The 16,411-nt window shown below is 35.3% G+C and carries 12 protein-coding genes; 10 read left to right on the top strand and 2 right to left on the bottom strand.

The features are described 5' to 3' along the window. Positions 1 to 1,161: 1,161 nt before the first annotated feature. Entirely contained in the window at positions 1,162 to 1,380 is a 219-nt protein-coding gene (locus RB160_RS15620) for a hypothetical protein (protein ID WP_316571353.1), read from the top strand. A 207-nt stretch (positions 1,381 to 1,587) separates the two neighbouring features. Here the strand turns inward: RB160_RS15620 and RB160_RS15615 are convergent, their stop codons facing one another. Further along, complete coding sequence (locus RB160_RS15615) at positions 1,588 to 2,673, bottom strand: amidase domain-containing protein (RefSeq protein WP_316571352.1); 1,086 nt, start codon at positions 2,671 to 2,673, stop codon at positions 1,588 to 1,590. A 148-nt stretch (positions 2,674 to 2,821) separates the two neighbouring features. Between RB160_RS15615 and RB160_RS15610 the strand changes: the two genes are divergently transcribed. From RB160_RS15610 to RB160_RS15600, 3 genes are all read left to right on the top strand, one after another. Further along, the gene (locus RB160_RS15610) at positions 2,822 to 3,205 is read left to right on the top strand and encodes a hypothetical protein (RefSeq protein ID WP_316571351.1); all 384 of its coding nucleotides are present in this window, start codon (positions 2,822 to 2,824) and stop codon (positions 3,203 to 3,205) included. A 672-nt stretch (positions 3,206 to 3,877) separates the two neighbouring features. Then, a complete protein-coding gene (locus tag RB160_RS15605) occupies positions 3,878 to 5,065 on the top strand; it encodes a hypothetical protein (RefSeq protein ID WP_316571350.1) in 1,188 nt (395 codons plus the stop codon). A gap of 665 nt (positions 5,066 to 5,730) precedes the next feature. Beyond that, positions 5,731 to 6,069 carry a hypothetical protein gene (locus RB160_RS15600; protein WP_316571349.1) on the top strand — a complete coding sequence of 113 codons (339 nt, stop codon included), beginning with the start codon at positions 5,731 to 5,733 and terminating at the stop codon, positions 6,067 to 6,069. A gap of 24 nt (positions 6,070 to 6,093) precedes the next feature. Here RB160_RS15600 and RB160_RS15595 read toward each other — a convergent pair whose 3' ends face one another. Beyond that, positions 6,094 to 6,462, bottom strand: coding sequence for a hypothetical protein (locus RB160_RS15595; protein WP_316571348.1), 369 nt, complete (start codon positions 6,460 to 6,462; stop codon positions 6,094 to 6,096). 900 nt (positions 6,463 to 7,362) lie between these two features. Between RB160_RS15595 and RB160_RS15590 the strand changes: the two genes are divergently transcribed. The 6 genes from RB160_RS15590 (at position 7,363) to RB160_RS15565 (ending at position 16,397) form a co-directional block, all read left to right on the top strand. Beyond that, positions 7,363 to 7,704: a YolD-like family protein gene (locus RB160_RS15590; protein WP_316571347.1), complete on the top strand. Its 342-nt coding sequence runs from the start codon at positions 7,363 to 7,365 to the stop codon at positions 7,702 to 7,704. Between the two features lie 62 nt (positions 7,705 to 7,766). Beyond that, the gene (locus RB160_RS15585) at positions 7,767 to 8,213 is read left to right on the top strand and encodes a hypothetical protein (protein WP_316571346.1); all 447 of its coding nucleotides are present in this window, start codon (positions 7,767 to 7,769) and stop codon (positions 8,211 to 8,213) included. Positions 8,214 to 8,416: 203 nt separating this feature from the next. Then, complete coding sequence (locus tag RB160_RS15580) at positions 8,417 to 9,274, top strand: ComEC/Rec2 family competence protein (protein WP_316571345.1); 858 nt, start codon at positions 8,417 to 8,419, stop codon at positions 9,272 to 9,274. 4 nt (positions 9,275 to 9,278) lie between these two features. Then, on the top strand, positions 9,279 to 9,491 hold the full coding sequence (locus RB160_RS15575; RefSeq protein WP_316571344.1) for a DUF3006 domain-containing protein: 213 nt from the start codon (positions 9,279 to 9,281) through the stop codon (positions 9,489 to 9,491). A 676-nt stretch (positions 9,492 to 10,167) separates the two neighbouring features. Beyond that, entirely contained in the window at positions 10,168 to 13,692 is a 3,525-nt protein-coding gene (locus RB160_RS15570) for a helicase-related protein (RefSeq protein ID WP_316571343.1), read from the top strand. Next, the gene (locus tag RB160_RS15565; RefSeq protein ID WP_316571342.1) at positions 13,692 to 16,397 is read left to right on the top strand and encodes a DUF1156 domain-containing protein; all 2,706 of its coding nucleotides are present in this window, start codon (positions 13,692 to 13,694) and stop codon (positions 16,395 to 16,397) included. Before RB160_RS15570 ends, RB160_RS15565 begins: the two co-directional genes overlap by 1 nt. Positions 16,398 to 16,411: the final 14 nt, after the last annotated feature.

Below are 16,411 nucleotides of genomic sequence, written 5' to 3'. Positions count from 1 at the left end.
TATATTGAAATGAGTTGGGAGTATGCTTTGGGACCGGCTCACTGAGAAAAGAATGTATTGGAGATAACAGTTCCATTTACGATCTCTCCCGTTTTTTTTCAATATAATAAAAGGTAATACTATAATGCTGGAGAACGTGTAGCATTCCGAAGAATACCCAACGTTTTTTAGGAACAGCTTAGCCTTCAAGAAGCCCTTAAATTATTTAGAGTTATAATTAGCTGAAGTAAAGCCCGACTCCCTTAAGCTATTAGAAAATGAAGAAGGAAATAAATAATGCTTAAGCTCGCTTTTTGTATTAGTGATCAAAAATATCTATTGGCAGTACTATTTTTTTTATTCATTTCTGCAGGATTAGTTGGCATCATTAAGCTATCAAGGCAGTTATATTTAACAAAAAATAAAATTAATAGGCCAAAAAATTAGAATGGCAGGCAATTTAGAACCCTATGTAGATAATGAAAATAAAAAGAATGGCTATCCTTACAATTTAGGATGAAGAAATTCATATTACTTTTGAATTTGATAAATACAATAATAATTGGTTTAGGCATCAAAGCTGGATTACTATAATGTCCGACAAAAAGAAAAACACCCCACAGGGCTTGTTGACAATCTAAGAGGAAATTGAAAACCTGTGTAGAATTTTATACTATCCAGGTTTTTTTGTTGGGGGAATTTCTTATTGCTAGACGTACACTTTACCGCAGATAAATTGCTTAGACGAACAATTTACCGCAGTAAAAGAATCTGTATATGAAAACTAGATAAACGAATGGTCTCAGATTATAATGGAAATAAAAACAAGTGTTCCATTATGGAGGAAGTATATCGGAATGAAATCGGAAAAGGAGCGGGTGAAATTCCCTCCTTAAAGACGAAGGTATGGCGATATAACATGGGGCTATTTGCCTCGAGGTAAGATATTTCAAAAATATGCGACGGAAAAAAAACTTTTGGGAGGGAAGTTAGTGAAAGATCCATTTGCTAAATTCTATAGGGAAAAGATAACCGCATTGTCCAATCCATCTTTGACGCTTATGAACTGTTAATGGAAGGAAAGTCAGTAGAGGATGTTATGAAACAGACTGAATTAGAAGAAAAAACCGTACAAAGGGCTAAAAAACTTGTAGAGTCTATTAGAAAAGGAGCGGGATTGTAATGGAAGAAGGTACTGTATTAAGGGGAGATGCACCAAAGGGTAAAGACTTACTTACTCTTCAAGAGAAAGCCCATTATTACGAAATCAAGGCAAAACTCTATAAAAGTGATCTCGATAATTCCCTAAGTGGACACGAATACAAACGCCTCTATAAGAAAGCCTCTAAGATCCTGTTAGGTGCTGTAGACCGTGAACTTGCAAGTAGAGGGTTAGCCTAATATGTAAACCAATAGAGAAAAGGTAGACCTAAGTACTCACCTTCTAAAACAGGACAGCAAGTTACTGTCTGAACTGGAAGAAGATCAGCTAAGGGATAACAAAAGTATGGACAGGAGTAACTAGAAATATACAAATATAGTTCCTGTTATATTCTCTGATATAAAAAATACCGATCTAAGCGACCGGTATTTTTAACAATATAAAAATTAGTTTTGAGCTTTATCCATTTCATATCCAACAATCTTATAACCTCTGTTTACCCAAGTTCCAACCGTTGTCAGTTCTTCCATATCATCTGTATGCTGTGTTAACCACTTGCCTGAGGCAGAAGTGCTATCATTCCTTGTGATCATAGCATTATGGTCAATATCTGCATCAGTGTCGTAGTTAGCACTAACTACATCACCAGTACGAAGATCAGAGTACGATCCAGCTACTACAGCTCGATTCTTCCAATGTTTATAGAAGCTATTCGCTCCTCCCCAAGAATAAGAAGGCCCTGCATTACTGTAGTACCATGTTTGATCATAACCTAAATGTCTCATTCCGCCAGCCATCAAGGCCTGAGAAACAAAATTAGTGCAGTCCCACCAGCATGAATAACAATTACCATTCACTCTTGAGTAATAAGGGAACTGAGCGTTATTTCGAAGAATTTCTGTATTACTAGTCCATTTTCGGGCATAATCCCTTGCTGCAATTTGATCATAACCATTTGCGAATACTTCAGCAATAGAGAATGTCGGAACCTCTGAACCTGTTTCTTCTGTGTACTGATCGATTTCAATAGGAAGTAGCTCTTCTAGTTCCCTTTCCTCGTCAATAGTTAATTGCCGTTGGTTATTTTTCTCTTTTAGTTTATTAATCTTTTCATTTTTACCGTAATTCTCATACCTATCCATAAATTTAATAAACTTAACGATTTCTTTAATTTCTTTTTCACTAAGATTATCCAAAGCAGCTGTTCCTAACATCATTACTTTGTTTTGGTATTCACGATCATCTAAGTTTACTTTTAGATCGATACCATCTTTCTCTTTATAGTACTTATTAACAATTGCAATAGCGTCTTTATGTGCTCTCAACGCATTGTTTTTAGCAGATACTTTATCAGTACCCAATGTCGGATGGAGTTTGAACTCAATATTCTGTTTAGGACTTTTTGTAGGAGACTTCTCAGATGTTGCTTCTACAATTGTAACAGACTTCTCAGATGTTGCTCCTACAATTGTAGAAGCAATTGTTAAAAATACGGTGAGTGCACAAAGACTAATTTTGCTAAAAATCTTCATTATTCTACCTCCTTTTTATTATCATAAATTATAATATCATCCATATAAGTTAAATACTACCATTTTTATTAAAAATTTTGAAAATTAGGAATATTGACTCATTTTTTGTTCCTGGAATTTGGTATCTTTAAAAAAGGAGGCGATAGATATGGGACTGGATATGGGAATTTTCATTAATCGAAAGGCATTATTAGGGGTTTTAGCAATTATAGTTTTAATCTTTGCAGCATTATATCTTCTTCAACCAAAAGAACCGTTTCCTGTAAAATCAATAAGCCCGGGCGAGGCTATAGAGAAGCTGAAAAATTCTAAAGAAGATGTGGTTTTAATAACAACAGTAAACGATAAAAATTGGTATTTAACCTTAAAGGATAATATGAAGGGTCAAGAAAAATTCATTAATAAAATGGAAAGTCAAGGATGGAAGTTTGAGATGCAGGAAGGCTCAGGTTTCTTTTTCTCCAAAGGTAATGAGGAACTAATAGCTGGCTGTAAAATTTGGAATAGTGATTATTTAGTTTGCCATGACTAATTAAAGTAAATAATTTCAGCTCTTTAAAGCCGGGTTCCTTAAATGGAAATCGGCTTTTTTACGGACTTTTACTATTCAAAAATAGATAAAATCGCTTCTAAATCTTGTACTCCCTACCTAATTTCTTGAGGAACGGAAAAGTGGAAAAGTGACCATAAGGTAAGACGAAAAAAAGAGGAAGGAGGGAGCAAGGTAGATTATATAAACCCTCTCTTTTATAATAACGAAATAACAAAATTAAAGAGGCCAGCTGCAACAAAAAATGAAATCCAAAACGGACTCGTTCAGTAAGGTCTGACAAATGTCGCAATATCAAGTTCCCAATAGATACCTTGATGCAAATGCTGATGTCTTTGTGATTGGCTATCGAAAGAAACTCCGGGATTTCGGCTGGATATTAGCGGATACAGAAAGCAGGTATTGGGGGGATGATGGAGCCGGGGGTTCCAGCAAGTGAAAAGCCAGTTGTTTATCGAAGGAAAGTAATCAAGGATACAGACAAGGTTGCGTACATTGAACCAGTTCCAGTCCGATTGTACAAGTCTACTTGAGAAGCTGCTTGCTAAACTTGTACTATTCGATTGCAAATTGCTGATAATCTATACTGTACGAATGAGATTTAACTGCCGATACACATAAAGAGAATTGATGTAAGAGGAAAAGGAGTATGACATGAAAAAACATTGGAATATCTTGTTTTTAGTAGGAATCTTACTGGGAGGATTATTAACCGGCTGCGACAAAGGGATTATTACTATTAATTTAGCTAAGGATAGTAGCCAAGAGAAAATAGAAAAACCTTCAAAAAAAGCTCTTTCTGAGGAGTCAACGGATGAAGATAAGGAATCTCAAAAAATTGCAGAATCACCGGATGAAGATAATGAAATTCAAATAAGATTTGACGAGTCTACAGAAAAGGGAGTTACAGGGAATGATAATACTACTATTCCATCAAATATTGTTAACTCAATGAAAAAGATGCACCAGGTTCTGGAGAATTCAGCTTCTATATTAAATGAAATGGCGACGAAAGACCCTACAAATGTCTTTGATAACAAGGATATCACTACCTTACGGAACAACTTTTTGGACCAGTATACAACTAGCGGGGACGATTATAAAGCTTTATCTATTTATCGTTATTATGACAAAAAAGATGCCGGGAATAAGATTAAGGATGAAATCTATACATACGGGACTATCTTTCAGGAGGCTATGTATGAGGCTAATGTTTCTTTTTATCAAATGTTGTACATGAAAGGTGATACTACAGGGTTTAAAAAACAGAAAGCCGCTTTTGAACTGAGATTTAACAAGGCTAGTGAAATTTACAATAAGATACAGTCAATTACTACATCTGGACCTGCTTCAGATTACAGTAATATTCCGTTAACTGCTGAGCTTAGCCCTGTTTTGCTATTAGATTATTTATGGGTGACCCACCAAAAAATCTGGCGAATGCATGGTGAGTATTTTGAGGACACTAACTTTTCGAAACTGCCAATAGACGATGCTCTTGAACAGATTGATCCTATCATAGGTGATTCTAAAATTGCTATGGAATATTTAAAGACTTTCAGCAGACAATACGATATGGAAAGACAGGATGATTGGAACCTGGAAGAAGCAAATGGTGTAATGGATAGTTGGTATACGTCTGTAAACTACCATCTATATGCTATCCAGATTTACAGTAATAAAAATAAATTGGAAGATTACTATGGTGGCAAAAGTTATATTCCTACGGATGATATGATTAAATACAGTATTCAATACCAAATGCAAATGCTAAATTATAAACAATTTAATTGGCAGTATACACGAGCAAGAGATTTTCTTAGGTCGGATAATAATAATTAGACCAAAGGAGGTAAGAAAAAGCATCTTTAATAAATTAAACTTTTTATTCTCAAGAGGAGACTTCTTGACCATCAAATTCCTATTATTCTCCCGAGGATCAGACTCTCAAAGATTTATTAGTGAAAATAATGCAAACAATATTGCCTGCATTGACCTTCCTAGAAAATGCACAAACCAAAGTCCTCTAGGTTGAAATACGGACCTGGTTAATGAGATTTAATATACTAAATAAAAATTGGAACGGTCATTGTTGCCTGCTAAGGCAGAATTTAATGTATATAACGGATCTGTTCTTTTCCGATCTTTAATTGAAAAAGACAAAGCAAAAATAGTCGTATTAAATGATAACACAATAGTTCTGGCTCTTTTATGGGGTTTTCTTATAATACTAAATCAATCACTTTGTATTTTTGTAATGAATATTAACTATGTGGAAGCACTACTAGCAATAGTTGAAGATTTTCCTCTTTTTCAACTATTGTTAGCGGTGCTTTTTATCTATTAAAAAATGATTGGTCACGTTTTAATCAGATTTCAATACCTATTACCGAAGTGATTTTTATGTTCTTTTGAAACATCATTCTCTAATTAGAATTTAATCTTTCCAAAGGGAGGGTATTCTTTTAATTATTATTGGAGAAGATGTGTTATTGGGAGGGATGGGTATGAAAGGAATTTATTTAATTAATCCAAAGATTTCACTAAATGGCCTTTCCATAGAAGAAAGCTTTGTATTACAGTTACATATAACCAGGGAAACCATTAGTAGACAAAAAATAAAAATAATCAAATTAAATCCTTACCAGCTGTATGAATACTATACAATTCCACATGCTCTTTTGTATGATTTAAAAGCTAAACAAGTACAATTTGACTGTCTCGTTTACCAATCACCAACAGTTGTGGAAGATTTTATGTGGTCATATCTTGAGAGATGGATACTCATTAGTAGTTATTTCAAAACTAAAATAATTTGTAGCGAAGAAAATAATATTTATTCTTAGGCCAAATATATATACTTGACATTGTTATTGTTTATTTACTTTATTTAAATACTCCTCTATAAGTTTATGAGGAATGATTTCGAGACTTTTCGAAACCCCAAGATTAAAAATAATTAAATTTAAAACTCGTTGTAACTCTTCGTCAGAATAAAGTAATCTTCCTGTTCTTGGCATCTCCCATTTTTCTGGCAGATAATATTGAACGATATCGTATACAAGTTGCTGAGACTCTAAACTTAATTCTAATTTAGGTGCTTTTTTTGTCCATTCCCAATTCTGACGATAAATTTCCCTAATTTGTTCTTCTGTATAAGGAAGGCTTTTAACGATCTCCTGTTCGTTTAATAATTTTTGGCGAAAGTATTCATCAAACTCAAGTTCTTTTTTGTTCATTTTGCTTCACCTCAGAGGGATTACTTCCTTGCAAAGTCATTTGCAAGTATATATTTCATTATTATCTTTTATCATCCTTTTTAATATCCGCGCGGTGTTACCTGTGGTTATCTAAGCGTTACCTTGACCAAGAACCCTTTTTTGAATCCATTGATAATTAAGGCTTAAATTACAGGAAGCCGTGTAAACAAATAATTCAAAATTTTATTGAACTAAAGTGTTTGATATTTTTAATGCCCCGAACGAAGATTTTTCTCCTTCGCTTTTCGTTTATAGATTTCTATTATCTCATCCATTCGGTTTAACATGTTTTCAATGTCCTTGTTTTTTATATTCTTTTTCTCGAGCACTCTTGATAGTATTGAATAACTAATCACATACATATCCCAGGGATAAAATGTAACAGACTTGCCCTCCTTACTAAATTGTATAGCTTATTGTTTTTCAGCTCATACTCCTTAAAAGCAAGATCAAGCACAGCCTTTTTATGTGCATGTTTTGTTTCATAGTGTTATGTAATCCAATTACCAATAAGCGTTATTATAGAAACACTCAGCCCTCCTAAAAATGCCAATATCGCAGTTTTCCTTTCCAAAAAAATCCCCCCTATTTTAATCGAATATTCGACAACAGAGGCGGTTTTCCTTCTTGCATATAAAAAGAGATTATGGCGAAAAGAGATACGAGATTATAATTCCTCTACCTTTCCCCGGCTACTTCTCGATTGACACATCACCTGTATTTGCATAAGAGCTAACGTTAATTCGGCCGGCAGATGTATTAATAAGAGTGTAGGACACACTTTATGAAGGGTCCTTCCAGCCAACAAGGCTTTTTTTATACATATTATAGAACATATGTTCTATAATATATAATATATTAGAAAGGCGGACTGATATTATGGGCATACGTGATCGTGGAATAATAAAGTGGCGTGCAGCAGCTTTTATGCCAGAGCAGCGCTCTTTGTTAAAGAAAGCATTGCTTGATGACAAAAAAGTTAAAAAACCAATACTTGATAAACTGCAATGGGAAGAAATCGAGCAAAATATCCTTTTAGCGATGGAATACGCAGACCCAGTAGTGATTAAAGTCTGGCAAGATGGAATCTTCATTGTGCACAAAGGGATGCTGCATCGGATGGATGATATAAACAAAGTGCTCTATCTGCAAACAGAAGTACGGCAAATGATCAAATTACCCTTCGATGAGATTGTTGAGGCTTTGAATCAAAATACATAACGTAACACAATATACAAGAATACAACTTTTTTTCTTTGATGGTTATTGTATGATGGGAATAGATGGGAAATTACATTCTATTGTTAAACCGCCAGGAAACTTCATCATTAAGGAACGTAAAAAATAATGGAGGAGCATTAGCTATGGCAAAAAACAAAGTCGAAAAGGCAAGGGAAGAAATTAAAAATCTACAGGAGTTCATTAAGCTTACAGAATCGTATCAGGCTGACACACCTGAAAGGTATATTATTAGGGAGTATGCCTACTATAGCAGCATTCCTATTGTAATTAAAAGTCTACGTGAAAAGGGTATTACCAAGGAAGGAAAGGAAATAGAAAGGAAGGATGTATTGGACGTAATAAAAGCTAAGCCTGTTGATGATTTACACCGTATAATCCAATCCTGGTACAAGCTGAAAGTGAAAGGAAATAAAGTCAAAGAGGAACCGAAGCCCCGTAGAAATCGAAAACTTGCAATGCTAAATTACCTAAAATCAATTAAACAATAACCCATAAAAGAATTGGAGAAAAACAAACGGTTATAAGAGAATGTAGCTGGCTTTTTTTCATAATAATAAACTTCATAGTGTTTGTAGCAAAGTAGTGAATTTCTAGCAAAATTCACTACTTTTTTTACCATTTAAAAATATACATGGTAATTTTATGGTATTTATGTTAAATAAATATATAGTAAAAGGAGGAAAATGATCAGATGAATAAAAAATTGGTAAAAGCTGTGGCAACGCTAGGATTTTCGTTTTCATTATTACTTGGGTCAACTCAAATTCATGCAGCTACTCCACAACCTTTAACTGTCCATTATATAGATGTTGGCCAAGGTGATTCAATATATATTAAAACTCCAGCCGGTGAAGATATTCTAATAGATGCAGGAAGGCAGGGAGATAAAGTAGTATCCTATCTAAATAAACTAAAAGTTGATGATATTGAAATCTTAATCTCAACACACCCAGATGCGGATCATACCGGTGGAATGGATGAAGTTTTAAAAGCTTTTAATGTCGAAAATGTTATTGCTCCAAAGGTATCTCATACGACACAGGTATATAAAGACTTTCTTACAGCCGTAAAAAACGAAAAATTAACGATAAAAACTGCTAAACTTGATGCGGTCATCCCGACTAAAGACAAAGTACTTAAAATGCGTCTTTTAGGGCCAGTCAAGGACTATAAGACAAGTGATCTAAACAACTGGAGCGCGGTTCTTCATATCAACTACAACAAGACAAATTTCCTTTTCACGGGGGATGCTGAAACTGCAGCGGAAAATGATATGCTTACCAAAAAGCTTATTACCAAAGTGGATGTTTTGAAGGTTGGTCACCACGGTGCCAAGGAATCAACAACTGCACCTTTCCTAAACGCTTCAAAGCCTATGTATTCTATAATCTCTGTTGGGGCAAACAACCAATACAAGCACCCAACTGCTGATGTTTTAAACCGACTAAAGGCTGCTAAGTCAACGGTATACCGAACAGATCAAAAGGGATCCATAGTGGTGACAAGCAATGGTTTAAAAATAGTAAGCATTAAAACAGAAAAGAAGTGATTGAATGAGAGGAATTATTGACAGATTTGAAGGTGAACTGGTGGTTATTGAAGTCGATGGTGATATGAGGGACTTTCCAAAAGAAATATTTCCAACAGAAGCCGAACCGGGTGATGTCGTGGAAATTGTAGATGGAAAAGTTACAATTTTAAATGCAGAGACCGATAAACTCAAAAAAGAAATTGAAGATCTTATGAGGGAAATATGGGAAGATTAAGCCTGCAGTATTGCAGGTTTTTAAATTTATTTAATACTTTGGTTAAAAAACAGATATGCAACCCTTCTCCGCCAAGAGCCTCACAATTTTAGACATTACCCTTTCCCTTTTAATTTAAAAAATAATCTATAAATTTTACCGATAATAATATTAATAATGGCTACAATTATAGAAGGGTTTACTAGGGATATGAAAATATTCGATGACTTAATTCTAATGAGTATAATAATACACAGCGGCTGCCACCTGCCTGAATAAAAGTGGTTTATTAAGTTTTTGTTCGACGACTCAAATAAGCCTTTGCATTGGATCTTTGTTTTGGCCGTAATTTCCGCAAGACTTTCTTATTGCTGAACATGGAAATATATTCGCCATGAGCGGCCTTGTTACGTAAAAAAGAATCGCCCTTAACTCCTCAATTACTTTGGGGAAGTCTTGATCCGGTGGGTGATTAAGTAAATTTGGTTAAGTACTTCAATCTACCATAGTAACTGGGACTTTTTTGTGCTTGAAATCATTATTTCAAAAACTAGGAAATAATAAATTTCTTGCTACTTTTAACTTATGATATGGTAAATACATACAGCAATGGTTTTCCTAGTATATAATTAAAAATATCCATATAGCGACAAAAGGTGATGAATTAATTCTTAATACTTTATGGGAGGAAAAAAGTATGGGAAAACTAGAAAGCATCACTCCTGGAACTTTAGTTAAAGGAATTATTGATGATACAGTTGTAACCATTTTAGATGTTAAGTGGTTTGGTAAAGACATAGTAGAAGTGTCTTATAAAGACTCTAATGGTAACACGGGAACGGAACTGTTATTTAGGAACAGAGAATCAGAAATTACTATCGTAAACAATGATCAAATATGGAGTCTAAGTGGCGATGGAACTTTGTTTAGATTAATATCAGAAGCTTACAGGATACGCTTAGCCTATTTATTTGATCCAATGCTTGCGGTACATACTTCTCTAGTTGAACCATTACCTCACCAAATTACTGCCGTGTATGAAAAAATGCTTCCTAGGCAGCCCCTTCGCTTTCTACTAGCAGATGACCCGGGTGCAGGAAAGACTATAATGGCGGGGCTTTTAATTCGAGAACTTTTTATTCGTGGAGATTTGACAAAGTGTATGGTTGTTTGTCCTGGCATATTAGCTGAGCAATGGCAAGAAGAGTTAATATCAAAATTTCATCTTCCTTTTAGATTAATTTCTCGTAACACTTTAAATGAATCTTTTAGTGGGAATCCATTTAAGGAATACCCATTTCTTATTAGTCGATTAGACTATTTAGCTCGTAATGAAGATGTAATTGAACTAGCAAAGCAAGTGGACTGGGATCTTATTATTTTTGATGAAGCACATAAAATGAGTGCCTCTTTTTTTGGAGGAGAAATGAAAGCTACTAAGAGGTATCGATTAGGCCAACAACTAGGTAACGTTACGAGAAATCTTCTATTAATGACAGCCACACCACATAATGGAAAAGAAGAGGATTTTCAGTTGTTTATGGCTCTCATTGATAGTGAACGTTTTGAAGGGAAATTTCGTAACGGAGTCCACCAAGCAGATACAAGCGATATAATGCGCCGTTTAGTTAAAGAGCAATTACTAAAGTTCGATAATACCCCTCTTTTTCCTGAAAGGATTGCCTACACAGTCACATATTTACTTTCTGAATTAGAAGAAGAATTATATGTTAAGGTAACTTCTTATGTCCGGGCAGAATGGAATCGTGCAAATGAACTTAATGAAAATGGGCGGAAAGGTACCGTAGGATTCGCGTTGACAATTTTACAGCGCAGATTAGCCTCATCTCCTGAAGCAATTTATCAATCGCTGTTAAGAAGACAAAAAAGATTGGAAAAACGTTTAAACGAAGAACGAAAGGTTAATAATTTTTATCTTAGTAGGCCTCTAATAGCTGACTTTAGTTTTACTGAAGAGCAATTAGATGAGTGGGATGAGTTTCCGAGTGAAGAATCTGAGTTAGCTGAACAGGAAATTGTAGACCAAGCTACTGCTTCTCGAACAGTTTCAGAATTGGAAGGAGAAATATCTACACTTAAAACTTTAGTAAGTCTTGCAAATAAAGTCCGACATAGTGGAGTTGATAAAAAGTGGGAGGAGCTTTCTTCCATACTCCGGGGAGAGTCATATACTAATGAAGGCGTTGGACTTTACGGTAAAAGTTTGGAACACAAGAAATTAGTCATATTTACTGAGCATCGGGACACCCTAAACTATCTAAGGGGAAAAATCACCAAACTACTTGGGAGACAGGACGCAGTAGTAACAATACACGGTGCTATGAGTCGGGAGGAGAAGAAGAAAGCTCAATTATCCTTTACCCAGGAAAAAGAAGTACAAGTTTTAATTGCAACTGACGCAGCCGGTGAAGGTATAAATCTTCAAAATGCCCACTTAATGGTAAATTACGACTTGCCGTGGAATCCCAATAGACTTGAACAAAGATTTGGAAGAATTCATAGAATTGGACAAACAGAAGTATGTCACTTATGGAATCTAGTTGCCGAAAAAACTAGAGAAGGAGACGTATTTACACGTCTTCTGTCAAAATTACAAGTGGAAAGGGAAGCATTGGGTGGATCTGTATTCGACGTACTTGGCAAGGTTTTTAGTGGTAAAAAATTAAAAGAATTATTAATGGAAGCTATTTTATATGGCGAGGATTCTGAGGTTCGTTCCCGTATGGAAAAAACCGTAGACACAGCCTTAGATCACGAACATTTAAAAAAACTTATTGAAGATAGAGCCCTTGCGACAGATACAATGGATTGGTCTAAAATTCAATCTATCCGAGAAGAGATGGAGAGAGCAGAAGCTAGAAGATTACAGCCCCACTTTGTCATGTCTTTTTTTAAAGAAACTTTGGATTTATTCGGTGGAATAATGCGTGAAAGAGAACCCGGTCGGTTTGAAATATTACGCGTGCCAAATAATATTGTACAACGTAAATCAAGAACTGGTTTAAATAACCAAATTTTATCCAAATATGAAAGGATATGTTTTGATAAAACAAAAATTCGCCATGTAGTGAAACCAATGGCAGAATTTATATGCCCAGGTCATCCACTTCTAGAGGCTATTGTTGATTTAATTTTGGAGAGATACCAGTATCTCCTTCGAGATGGAGCTATACTTGTAGATGAACAAGATGACTCTGATTGTTTACGTATGTTAGTTTACTTGCAAAATCAGATTGTCAATCAACAGAAAGATGATAAAGGAAATCGACAAGTAGTATCTCAAGAAATGCATTTTGTAGAAATTTCAGAGGATGGAATAACTAGAGATGCTGGCTATGCACCGTATTTGGATTATCGTCCTCTAAAAAATGAAGAAATTGAGAAAATCAATGTTCAAGATTTTAAGTCTTTTGTAACCCCTTCATTAAGAGAAAAAGCTCTAACGTTTGCAGTGGAAAGCATTGTGCCAACTCATTTAGCCACAATCAAAGAGCGAAAAGAAGAGTGGGTCAAAAAAACAATATCAGCGGTAAGAGAGAGGTTAATAAAAGAAATAAATTATTGGGATCAAAGATCGTTAGAACTCAGAGAAGCAGAAAAATCAGGGAAAGTAAATGCGAAATTAAATGCTGATAATGCACTAAGACGGGCAGATGAATTACAAAACAGACTTGAAAAGCGTCTTAAAGAGTTAGAACAAGAAAAAAGACTTTCAGCTCTTCCTCCTAATGTAATAGGAGGAGCGTTAATTCTTCCCATCGGTTTTATTAATAAGATGCTTGGTGTAAAATTATCTTTTGGGGATTCAGTCTCTGCAGAAAATCGTCAAAAAATTGAAAGAATTGCTATGGAGGCTGTTATTAAGAAAGAAATAGAATTAGGTAATGATCCTATAGATGTGTCAAGTAAAAAGGTTGGATATGATATAGAATCACGTATTCCCAATACAGGGAAAATACGTTTTATAGAAGTAAAGGGGAGACATAGTGAAGCGACAACAATCACCGTGACCCAAAATGAAGTAAAAACTTGCCTTAACAAGCCCGATGCTTATTTTTTGGCAATTGTCCATGTTGAAGAAAATAAAGCAAGAGAACCCCTGTATGTTAAGAATCCTTTTAAAAGAGAAGTGGATTTTGGAGTTACAAGTGTTAATTATGACATTAAAGCGTTATTGAAACTGGGAGAGAGGACTTATTAATGAAGAAGAAACTTATTGAAGTGGCATTACCTTTAGAAGAAATTAATAAATCAACCGCGGCTGAACGTAATATCCATACAGGTATGCCGGCCAACTTACATACCTGGTGGTCTAGGAAGCCTTTGGGTGCTGCAAGGGCTATACTTTTTGCCTCATTGGTAGATGACCCCTCTAATTATTTACCTGAAAATGAAGCTAATATAGAAAGATCTAGATTGTTTACGTTAATTGAAAAATTGTCTGACCCCAAAAATCTACATAATATGGAGGTTATCCAGGCAGCAAGAAATGAGATTAGGAAAAGTTCTAATGGAGATAACATTGTTTTTTATGACCCATTTAGTGGGGGAGGATCCCTTCCTCTGGAGGCCCAAAGACTTGGACTTAAAGCACATGCTTCAGATTTAAATCCTGTTTCAGTGCTTATTAGTAAGGCACTAATTGACATACCGCAGAAAGTTGTCAACAAGCAACCGGTAAATAAGTATACATCTACATTTAAAGACGAGGAATGGCGAGGATTAACAGGCTTTATTGAAGATATAAAAGCTTATGGGAAATGGATTGAAAATAAGGCGAAGGAAAAATTAAAACTACTATATCCTAATGGACCTAAAGGTGAAAAAATTGTATCGTGGATTTGGGCAAGAACCGTGAAATGCCCTAATCCTGCATGTGAGGCTACGATGCCTTTAGTGAACAAATTTTGGGTTTCCACACATAAAGGAAACGAAGCTTGGGTTGAACCAATTATTAACCAAGAAACGAGAATAGTGAGTTTTGAAATTAGAACAGGTAACGGTAATCCACCCTCTGGTACAGTGAACAAAAAAGGAGCTCAGTGTATTGTCTGTAAAGGTCATGTACCTTTTGAATATATTAGGTCTGAGGGTAGGGAAGGTAGGATGGGCACGCAACTTATGTGCTATGTTGTGGAAGGACCAAAAGGTAGGGTGTATTTGTCCCCTGACGAGATGCAAATACAAACTGCTGGAAGTGCAAAAACAAACTGGGAACCTGAAACTGAATTACCTTCTCAAGCATTAGGTTTCCGTGTCCAAAATTATGGGATAACCAAACATCGAGATTTATTTACAGCACGTCAATTAGTCTCTTTAACAACTTTTTCAGATCTTGTACGAGAAGTTAGAGAAAAAATATTAATAGATTCATCAGGAGATATTGAATACACCGATGCTATAACTGTTTTCTTATCACTTAGCTTAAATCGATTAGCTCAAACTAATAATACACTTATACGTTGGTTAGTGAGAAAAACTGGTACTTCTAAGGGAACTCCGGCTTTTGATAGACAAATAGTCTCAATGGTTTGGGAGTTTTCAGAAGGAAATGTTTTTGGAGAATCTGTAGGAAGTTGGTCTACTGCCTTAAATAATCCAATAACTGCGCTTAAATCTATACCTTGGGAAAATTGTATTGCAGGTGAGGTATGGCAGTGTGATGCAGCAAGTAATTATAAGATTGAAAAACCGGTAATCTCAACTGATCCTCCTTATTATGATAATATTGGTTACTCTGACTTATCTGATTTCTATTATATTTGGTTTAGAAAGACTTTGAAAAATATTTATCCTGAACTTTTCAATACTATTTTAGTACCGAAGAAAGATGAGTTGGTAGCTGGTTCGCATTTGTTTGGAGGCGATAAGAATGCAGCAAGCAAAAACTTTCTTGAGAGATTAAAAAGTGCTTTTCAACAAATGTGTAATAAATCTCATCAAGACTACCCTGTAACCATCTATTATGCTTTTAAACAATCGGACGAAGTTTATGAGGAAGACGAAAGTAGAACTGCTATTTCAACAGGCTGGCAAACTATGCTTGAGGCATTAATTGATGCAGGCTTTATGGTTACAGCTACTTGGCCATTAAGAACAGAACAAACTAAGCGTCTTAGGGCTCTTGGGTCTAATGCTTTAGCTTCATCAATCGTTTTTGCTTGTCGGAAAAGAGCGGAGGAAGCAGCTATAGCCACCAGGAGAGAGTTTATTATTGCATTAAAACGAGAACTAAACGTGTCTATAAAAAACCTACAAATGGTTCACACTGCACCGGTTGATTTGGCACAAGCAGCAATTGGGCCTGGAATTTCTGTGTTCTCTCAATATAAGGCTGTATTAGAGTCAAACGGCAAGCCAATGACAGTGCAAACTGCTCTTGCGTTAATAAATCAAGCTTCGGATGAAATCATCAATCTAGAGGAATCTGAATTTGATAGTCAAACAAGATGGGCAATTACATGGTACGAAGACAATGGTTACAGTGAATCGTTATTTGGAGATGCTGAAGCTTTAACAAAAGCAAAAAACACTAGTATTGGTAAATTAGAAAGACAGGGTATCATTTCAGCCAAAGCAGGAAAGGTACGACTATTAACTAGGGAAGAAATATATAATCTGGATATCCTCAAAATGGAAAATTCCATATGGCTAGTAGTGCAACGGCTTGCAGTAATCCTTTCGCGAGATGGTGAAAATGGAGCAGCTAAGGAATTAGCAAAGTATATATCCTATTCAGATGTTGCAAGGGATTTAGTTTATTTGTTATTCCGGATTGCTGAACGAAAAGGCTGGACAGAGGATGCTCTTGCGTATAACAGCCTTATTGTTGCGTGGTCACAAATGTCTAATATCGCAGAGGATATGGCTGCATTTTTTGTTAATGAGCAGCAATCTATGTTTTGATAGGGGAAATTTAT

The organism is Neobacillus sp. YIM B06451, assembly GCF_032667185.1.
Classification (GTDB): Bacteria; Bacillota; Bacilli; order Bacillales; family Cytobacillaceae; genus Bacillus_D.
Note: the sequence above shows the minus strand (reverse complement) of the source record. Positions and strands in the feature narration are given on the sequence as shown.

Coding starts and splice junctions, on each gene's coding strand:
- RB160_RS15620 (WP_316571353.1), top strand. CDS start 1,162: ATGGAAGAAGGTACTGTATTAAGGGGAGATGCACCAAAGGGTAAAGAC.
- RB160_RS15615 (WP_316571352.1), bottom strand. CDS start 2,673: ATGAAGATTTTTAGCAAAATTAGTCTTTGTGCACTCACCGTATTTTTA.
- RB160_RS15610 (WP_316571351.1), top strand. CDS start 2,822: ATGGGACTGGATATGGGAATTTTCATTAATCGAAAGGCATTATTAGGG.
- RB160_RS15605 (WP_316571350.1), top strand. CDS start 3,878: ATGAAAAAACATTGGAATATCTTGTTTTTAGTAGGAATCTTACTGGGA.
- RB160_RS15600 (WP_316571349.1), top strand. CDS start 5,731: ATGAAAGGAATTTATTTAATTAATCCAAAGATTTCACTAAATGGCCTT.
- RB160_RS15595 (WP_316571348.1), bottom strand. CDS start 6,462: ATGAACAAAAAAGAACTTGAGTTTGATGAATACTTTCGCCAAAAATTA.
- RB160_RS15590 (WP_316571347.1), top strand. CDS start 7,363: ATGGGCATACGTGATCGTGGAATAATAAAGTGGCGTGCAGCAGCTTTT.
- RB160_RS15585 (WP_316571346.1), top strand. CDS start 7,767: ATGGGAAATTACATTCTATTGTTAAACCGCCAGGAAACTTCATCATTA.
- RB160_RS15580 (WP_316571345.1), top strand. CDS start 8,417: ATGAATAAAAAATTGGTAAAAGCTGTGGCAACGCTAGGATTTTCGTTT.
- RB160_RS15575 (WP_316571344.1), top strand. CDS start 9,279: ATGAGAGGAATTATTGACAGATTTGAAGGTGAACTGGTGGTTATTGAA.
- RB160_RS15570 (WP_316571343.1), top strand. CDS start 10,168: ATGGGAAAACTAGAAAGCATCACTCCTGGAACTTTAGTTAAAGGAATT.
- RB160_RS15565 (WP_316571342.1), top strand. CDS start 13,692: ATGAAGAAGAAACTTATTGAAGTGGCATTACCTTTAGAAGAAATTAAT.